The 7,330-nt window shown below is 73.0% G+C and carries 8 protein-coding genes; 2 read left to right on the forward strand and 6 right to left on the reverse strand.

Translation table 11 applies throughout. The features are described from left to right. From C2L58_RS27565 to C2L58_RS27580, 4 genes are read right to left on the reverse strand one after another with little or no spacing between them, the layout of a single operon-like run. Positions 1-972 carry an AAA family ATPase gene (locus C2L58_RS27565; protein WP_013223047.1) on the reverse strand — a complete coding sequence of 324 codons (972 nt, stop codon included), beginning with the start codon at positions 970-972 and terminating at the stop codon, positions 1-3. Continuing rightward, positions 969-2,108, reverse strand: coding sequence for a DUF4350 domain-containing protein (locus C2L58_RS27570; RefSeq protein ID WP_103340596.1), 1,140 nt, complete (start codon positions 2,106-2,108; stop codon positions 969-971). The genes C2L58_RS27565 and C2L58_RS27570 overlap by 4 nt, the downstream gene beginning before the upstream one ends. Then, on the reverse strand, positions 2,105-2,746 hold the full coding sequence (locus C2L58_RS27575) for a DUF4129 domain-containing protein (RefSeq protein ID WP_103340597.1): 642 nt from the start codon (positions 2,744-2,746) through the stop codon (positions 2,105-2,107). Before C2L58_RS27575 ends, C2L58_RS27570 begins: the two co-directional genes overlap by 4 nt. Further along, on the reverse strand, positions 2,740-3,933 hold the full coding sequence (locus C2L58_RS27580; RefSeq protein WP_103340598.1) for a hypothetical protein: 1,194 nt from the start codon (positions 3,931-3,933) through the stop codon (positions 2,740-2,742). Before C2L58_RS27580 ends, C2L58_RS27575 begins: the two co-directional genes overlap by 7 nt. Before the next feature lie 250 nt (positions 3,934-4,183). Between C2L58_RS27580 and C2L58_RS27585 the strand changes: the two genes are divergently transcribed. Continuing rightward, a complete protein-coding gene (locus C2L58_RS27585; RefSeq protein WP_103340599.1) occupies positions 4,184-5,206 on the forward strand; it encodes a neutral zinc metallopeptidase in 1,023 nt (340 codons plus the stop codon). Here C2L58_RS27585 and C2L58_RS27590 read toward each other — a convergent pair. Then, entirely contained in the window at positions 5,199-5,648 is a 450-nt protein-coding gene (locus C2L58_RS27590; RefSeq protein WP_103340600.1) for a hypothetical protein, read from the reverse strand. The genes C2L58_RS27585 and C2L58_RS27590 overlap by 8 nt on opposite strands. 81 nt (positions 5,649-5,729) lie before the next feature. Further along, a complete protein-coding gene (locus tag C2L58_RS27595; protein WP_103340601.1) occupies positions 5,730-6,809 on the reverse strand; it encodes a potassium channel family protein in 1,080 nt (359 codons plus the stop codon). Positions 6,810-6,888: 79 nt separating this feature from the next. Here C2L58_RS27595 and C2L58_RS27600 point away from each other — a divergent pair, with 79 nt between their 5' ends. After that, positions 6,889-7,263 (forward strand): DoxX family protein, encoded by a 375-nt coding sequence (locus tag C2L58_RS27600; protein WP_103340602.1) that lies wholly within the window; start codon positions 6,889-6,891, stop codon positions 7,261-7,263. The last annotated feature ends 67 nt before the right edge of the window (positions 7,264-7,330 follow it).

Raw genomic sequence — 7,330 nt, forward strand, 5'->3', positions numbered from 1 at the left:
TCAGCGCGGCACGGGCACGGACGCGAGCACGCGGTCCAGCACGCCGTCCGCGGTGACGCCCTCGAGCTCCGCCTCCGGCCGGACGTCCAGGCGGTGCCGCAGCGCGGGCCGGGCGAGGGCCTTGACGTCGTCGGGGGTCGCGTAGTCGCGCCCGGCGAGCCACGCCCAGGCGCGGGTCACCGCGAGCAAGGCCGTGGCACCACGGGGGGAAACGCCGATCCGCACCGACGGCAGCTGCCGCGTCGCCCGGCACAGGTCGACGACGTACCCGATCACCTCGGGCCCGATCGTCACGCGGGCCACGGCTTCGCGCGCCGCGGCGAGTTCGGGGGCACCGGCGACCGCACGCAGGCCCGCCGCGGCCAGGTTGCGCGGGTCGAAGCCCTGGGCGTGCCGCCACAGGATCCCGATCTCGTCTTCGCGCGAGGGCGCCGGCATGGTCAGCTTGAGCAGGAACCGGTCCAGCTGCGCCTCCGGCAGCGGGTAGGTGCCCTCGTACTCCACCGGGTTCTGGGTGGCGATCACGATGAACGGGTCGGGCAGCGGCCGTGACTTGCCGTCGATCGAAACCTGCCGCTCCTCCATCGCCTCCAGCAGCGACGACTGCGTCTTCGGCGGGGTCCGGTTGATCTCGTCGGCGAGCAGCAGGTTCGTGAACACCGGCCCCTCCCGGAAGGAGAACTCGCCGCTGTGCGCGTCGTAGACGATCGATCCGGTGACGTCGCCGGGCATCAGGTCCGGGGTGAACTGCACGCGCGTGGTCTCCAGGTCCAGCGCCGCCGCCAGCGCCCGCACGAGCAGCGTCTTCGCCACGCCCGGGACGCCTTCGAGCAGCACGTGCCCCCGGCAGAGCAGCGCCAGGATCAGCCCGGTGACGGCGGCTTCGTTGCCGACGACGGCCTTGCCGACCTCGGCGCGCAACGCGATCAGCGCGTCGCGGGCCCCGGTCGCGTTCTCGGTACCGCTGGTCAAGTTCGCCCTGCCTCTCGTTCCACCTGATCGAGTTCGCCGGCCAGCCGGACCAGCGCGGGGTCGTCCGGCACCGGCGGGCCGTAGAGGATCGCGCCGACTTCTCGGGCCGGCCTGCCGATCCGCGTGCTCACCGACTCCACCAGCGCCGCCGGGTCGGCGTCGCGCGGCAGGCCCAGCGCGGTCCGCAGCCGGCCGCGCGCGGCTTCCCGCAGCGTCTCACCCGCGTGCCCGGCCGCCTTGGCCCGCCGGTACAGCCGGGCGCGGCCTTCCGCCGTTTCGGCCGCGCGGACGACGATCGGCAGCGGCTCGGTGACCACCGGGCCGAGCCGGCGGGCCCGCCACAACGCCAGCAGGGCGACGGCGACGAACGCCTGCGCGGCCCCGAAGTACCAGCCGTCCGGGATGAGGTCGAAGATCGACCGGCGGGAGGCGTCGAGCGCCGGGTCCGCGGTGGTCGGCAGGTACCAGACGAGCTTCGGGTGCGCGCCGAGCAGGCGCAGCGCCAGCGCCGCGTTGCCCTGTTCGGCGAGCCGCGCGTTGGTCAGCGGGGCCGGTGAGCCGAGCAGCGTCGTCGTGCCGCCGCCGTCGGCGAGCTGCAGCAGCGTGCCGCCGCCGTCCTCGCCGGGGTAGCACGAGCGCGCACCGGGCGAGGCGTAGCCGATGCCGCCGAGCGTGACCTCGCCCGCCGCGACCGCCGCGGCGACCGTGCACTGCGGCGGCAGCGTCCCGACGTCGCTGTGGCCGGCCTGGTGCACCAGCGGCAGCGAATCGTGCAGCGTCGGCTCCCCCGGCGTCACCAGGACGACGTCGGCCGCGCGCTCGCGCAGCGCGTCGAACCGCTTCGCCGGGGCCAGATCGGGTGCGGTGACGAGCAGCGTCGCGTCGTCGCCGATTTCGGCGTCCGCTTCGGCGACCGTGTGCACGGTCCGGACGTCGACGCCCTGGTCCTTCAGCAGTTTCGCGAGGGCGTGCGCGCCACCGGGTTCGTACGAGCCGGGCTCGAGGGCGCCGTGGGTCTGTTCGCCGCGGCCGAGCAGGAGCAGGGCACCGGCGATGAAGATCAGGACGAGGAGCGCCAGGGGAACGCGGGCACCACGCCAGATCCGGCGTACGTCGGGCGAGACCGAGGTGCTCACTGGGCCGCCACGGCGACCGGTCGCTCACGGCGGCAGCGTTCGTCCAGCTCGGTCAGCGTGCGGTACGCCGCTTCGGTGCCTTCACGGCCGCCGTAGTGGACGTCGTCGAAGAGCCGGGCACCCTGCCGCAGCCGGTCCGCGACGTTCGGCAGCAGCACGCCGGCCTCGGCGGCGGCCTCGTCCGCCGTCCGGCCGGAGCGGGAGTCGAGCAGCGCGCGTTCCTCCAGGGCCCGCACGACGGCGCGGAACCGATCGCGGACGGCGTCGTCGAACCGGCCCGCGGCGGCGGCTTCCCCGGCCGCCCGCCGGTAGTCGGCCGCGCTCTTGCGCTGCCCGCCGAAGACGACGCGATCGGCCCGCGCCGAGCCGGCCATCTTGCCGGTGCGCAGCCGGATCACCACGACGAGCACGATCAGCAGCGCGACGACCAGCACCACCCCGAAGATCCCGCCGGGGACGTCCGAGGACAGGCTGTTCAGCAGCTTTTCCAGCTGCTCCCCGAGCCACTGGCCGATCTGCTGCAGGAAACCCGGGCGGGCGTCGCGGTACTTCGGGTCCGACAGCTCCTTTTCGGCCGCGCGGCGGGCCGCGTCCCGGTCGATGTCGACCGGGACGTCGATGAGCCGGAAGGTCACCACGCCTGGGGCGGCTGCACCCCGGCGGCGCGGGCCAGCTCGATGTCCATGCCTTCCCGGCGCATCCGCTGGTCGAGGTACACGATCACGGTGACCAGCGCGATGAACGGGATCGAGATGGTGCCGGCGATGATCTGCCCGGCCGAGGCCAGCAGCAGGTCGCCGGTGCTCGGCACGGTCACCTTGGCCGGGTTGAGCATCTGGCCGAACACGCCGCTGCCGAGGGTGAACGGCAGCTGGATGATGCTCTCGAAGAACGACCCGATGATCCGGGCCAGCAGCAGCACGCCGAGCACCCGCCAGAAGGCGCCGCCGACCAGCTTGACCGACCGCGCGAACGCCTCCCGGAACGTCCCGCGCTCGAGCACGAGGGCCGGGGCGGCCAGCGCCCAGAACACCCAGGCGAGCACGCCCGGGATGATGCAGAGCATGACGCCGATGGTGGTCAGGAGCGCGTAGCCGAACGCCACGCCGAGCAGCGGCAGCAGCCGCGGCTGCACCTCGCGCCAGGCGAGGCCGAAGGTGACCTCGCGGCCCAGCACGGCGCGGCCCATCACCGCGGCCATCAGGCCGGTGGTGACGGTCAGCAGGAACGTCGAGACCAGCGTCTGGGAGACCAGCACCAAGACGGCGTCGCCGAACGTGCCGAAGACGGCGTTCCGGAGCTCCTCCTCGGTCGCGGCGGGACCGAGGCGGACCGTCGACGTGAAGCTCTCGAGGTCCGTGAACAGGTACTTCTGCAGGACGAACGTGATCGCGGCGCCGATCACCGCCATCACCGCGCCGATGCCGAGGACCAGCAGCGCGTGCCGGCGGATCGCGGTGATCGCGCCGTCGAGGATGTCGCCGATGTTGAGCGGCCGCAGCGCGATCACGCCAGGCTTGCCGAGCCCGTGCGGGTTCCAGCGCGGCTGCTGGAACCGGGGCTGCTGGAACTGGGGCTGGGCGCCGAACGGCGGCAGCGCCTCCGGCCGGTAGCCGGGCCCGTGCTGCCAGCCCGGCGGCGGGGTCGGCGGTGCGGCCTGCGGGTCCGGCGCCTGCCAGCCTCGCGGCGGCGTCGCCGGTGACGCGGCGTGATCTTCGGGCCGATTCGGCTCACCCGATCCGGGGGCGGAAGCCTGGGGGACGCCCTGGCTCGGAGTCGGCGTGTCGGCGCCCTCGCCGCCGGGCGCGCCACCGGTGTCTGTCATCGAAGCCCCTCGCCTGCAGTACCTGCTTGCGTTCACTCTCTCAGAGCCGGTTGCACCCGGCCAGACCTGGGGTGACGTCGGTGCGCCGTGACCGCACGCGCACGGACGGGTGCGAGCCGACCCATTCCCCCGATATGCTGAATGGCGGGATCGGGTACCCCCGGTCCGTACCGAGACCCTTCGGGACTGCCTAGTGACGCAACCGCCCTACGGCCAGGTACCGCCTCGCGGAACCGTCCAGCCGCCGCCGGTGCCGGATGCGCAACCGGATCTCCCCTGGCTGGGACGCCCCCACACCGTGTCCGCACCGCGGCGCCGTTCGCCGGCGGCGGTGATCGGCGTGTGCCTCGGCGCGGTCGCCGTGCTGGTGCTCGGCCTGGTCGCGATCGTGGCCCTCAACCGCGACAACACGCCCCTGGCCACCCCGAACCTCCGCGACGTCCCGTCGTCGCAGGACGTCCCCCCGCAGCAGCTGCCGCCCGGCGGGGCGGGTGCCCCGGCGTCAGGATCGAGCCCGTCGACCGAGCTGTCGACGCCCAGCCCGACCGGCCCGCAGAAGATCCTCAAGCTCGCCGACCACCCGGTCCTGCAGGACCCCAACGCGGGCCTGCAGAACCGCGTCTGCACGCTGCCGCCCTGGCAGAGCACGCAGGCGGGCGCGGAAGCGTTCTTCACCGCGGCCAGCAAGTGCCTCGACGCGGCGTGGGGCCCCTTCCTCACGGCTTACCAGCTGCCGTTCACGCCGCCGTCGCTGCACTTCCCGACCGGCGCGAGCTTCGAGACCGAGTGCGGCACCATCCAGGTGGGCATCGCGACGGCCGCGTACTACTGCGAAAACAACCTGTACGTCCCGTTCCGCGGCCTGCAGACCGACCAGTACGGCAACAACCCCGGCGTCTACCTGGCCCTGTTCGCCCACGAGTACGGCCACCACGTGCAGGAGGTCGCCGGGCTGATGGACGCGGCCTGGCAGAAGATCTACGAGGCCGGCCAGAACAGCCCGGCCGGGCTCGAGATGTCGCGGCGCAAGGAACTGCAGGCCCAGTGCTTCTCGGGGATGTTCCTCGGCGCGCACGTCGACCAGGGCGGCACGGTCACCCGGGACATGTACAACAAGGCCTGGAACGACCAGGAGACCCGCGGCGACAACACCTCCCGCAGCCACGACCACGGGACGAACGCGCACTACGCGTCCTGGTGGCGAGCGGGCGCGACGAGCAACCGGATCTCCGACTGCAACACCTTCGCGGCGCCGTCGTCCGAGGTCAGCTAGCGGTTTTGGGCCTGACTGCCGTGGGCCTGGCCGTCTTGGGCCGCAGCGGGATGCTCAGCCAGAGGTAGACGAACATCCCGCCGGAGAAGCACGCGAACACCAGCAGCGCCAGGCCGAGCGGGCGACGGGCGTCCGACGCGCCCATCGACGTGTCCGCGAGGTAGACGGCGACCGGGCCCTGGTCCGGCACCACGTCCGGCACGGCGACCTCGACGCGTTCGCCCGGGCCGTGCCCGCAGCCGTCGAGCGTGCCTTCGTGGGCCTTCCCGCCGACGGTGAACTTGACGGCTTCCTTCGCGTCCGGCCGGTCGCACGGCGCCGGCTTGGTCACCTCGGCCTGCACCGGCGCGCCCAGGACTTCGTTGCCGATGGCGAGCAGCCCGGGCCCGGCCAGCCAGGCGAGCAGCACGACGAGCACGCCCGCCGCGGCGGGGATCGCCACCGTGGGCCACTTGAGGGCGAGAGGTCGCGGGGGCACCTGGTCATGGTTCCAGATCCCGCGGGCAAAACCCAGGTGCCCTGGTCAGCGCTCGATCTTCTCCGCCTGCGTGACCTTCTTGACGTAGAGCAGCTTGTCGCCCGGCTCGATGGCGTCCGCCTGCGGCGCGTCGACGCGGTAGAGAACGCCGTCGCGGACCAGGCCGAGGACGAGGTCGGACAGGTGCCGCGGCGACCCGCCCTCTTCGGACGGCTCGACCGCCCGCTCGGCGATCGCCAGGCCCGATTCGGGGGTCAGCAGGTCCTCCATGATGTCCACGACCAGCGGCGTCGACGTCGCCATGCCGAGCAGCCGCCCGGCCGTCTCGCTGGAGACGACGACCTGGTTGGCGCCGGACTGCTTGAGCAGGTGGACGTTTTCCGCCTCCCGCACCGACGCGACGATGTGCGCCTGGGGCGCCAGCTCGCGGGCGGTGAGCGTGACGAGCACCGCCGTGTCGTCGCGGTTCGGGGCGACCACGACCGCGCGGGCGTGCTGCACCGCGGCGACGCGCAGGACGTCGGACCGGGTCGCCGAGCCGTGCACGGCGACGAGCCCGAGCGCGCTGGCCGCGTCGAGGGCCTGCTGGTCGGTGTCGACGACGACGATCTGGCCCGGGGCGATGTTCTCGTCGCCGAGCAGCGCGTTGACGGCGGACCGGCCCTTGGTGCCGAACCCGACGACGACCGTGTGGTCGCGCACCTTCGTCCTCCACTTCTGGATCTTGAACGCCTGGCGGGAACGCTCGGTGAGCACCTCGAGGGTGGTCCCGACCAGGACGATGAGGAAGAGCACCCGCAGCGGCGTGATCACCAGGACGTTCACCAGCCGGGCGGACGACGTGGCCGGCGCGATGTCGCCGTAGCCGGTCGTCGACAGCGAGACCGTGGCGTAGTACAGGCTGTCCAGCAAGGACAGGCCGTCGCCGTTGGCGTCCCGGTAGCCGTCCCGGTCGACGTAGACGATGATCACCGTGGCCAGCAGCGCGAGCGCCGCACCGATGATCCGCTTGACGATCGCGCGGAGCGGGCTGACCGTCAGTTCCGGCATCCGCAGGACGCCGACGAGCTCGTGGTCGGGCCGATCGGTGAGACTGCCCAGCGGCAACCGTTTGAGGGCCTTCATGCTGGCTCGTGTCGAGCGTCACTCACGCCCGGAGGATAGCCGAACCGGAGACCGCGCCGCCGCGTGAAACGATGAGTTCATGGCAACCTCGCAACGGCCCGCCCACGTCCTGGCCGGCGTGCTGGGCACGATGGGCGTCCTGCACTTCGCCGTCCCGAAGCCGTTCGACGGCCTGATCCCCGCTTCGCTGCCGGGTTCGCGCCGGGCGTGGACGTACGGGTCGGGCGTGGCGGAACTGACCATCGCGGCCGCGGTGGCGGCCCCGCGCACCCGCCGCCTCGGCGGCCTGGCGGCGGCACTGCTGTTCCTGGGCGTCTTCCCGGGCAACGTCAAGATGGCCGTGGACGCTTCCTCGAAGAAGGCCCCGGCTCCGCAGCAGGCGATGGCCTGGGCCCGCCTGCCGCTGCAGTGGCCCCTGATCGCCTGGGCCTTGAAGGTCCGCGACAACGCCTAGGTGGCTGGTGTCGAACGGGGGTCTTGAGGGCGCCGACCGGCGGGGCGGGGCGGCTGTGGCCGGTTCT

It is taken from the genome of Amycolatopsis sp. CA-126428 (assembly GCF_002904335.1).
Classification (GTDB): domain Bacteria; phylum Actinomycetota; class Actinomycetes; order Mycobacteriales; family Pseudonocardiaceae; genus Amycolatopsis.

Bases quoted from the DNA above. Each gene is read 5' to 3' on its own strand.
- C2L58_RS27595 (WP_103340601.1), bottom strand. From the start codon at position 6,809: ATGAAGGCCCTCAAACGGTTGCCGCTGGGCAGTCTCACCGATCGGCCC.
- C2L58_RS27600 (WP_103340602.1), top strand. From the start codon at position 6,889: ATGGCAACCTCGCAACGGCCCGCCCACGTCCTGGCCGGCGTGCTGGGC.
- C2L58_RS27580 (WP_103340598.1), bottom strand. From the start codon at position 3,933: ATGACAGACACCGGTGGCGCGCCCGGCGGCGAGGGCGCCGACACGCCG.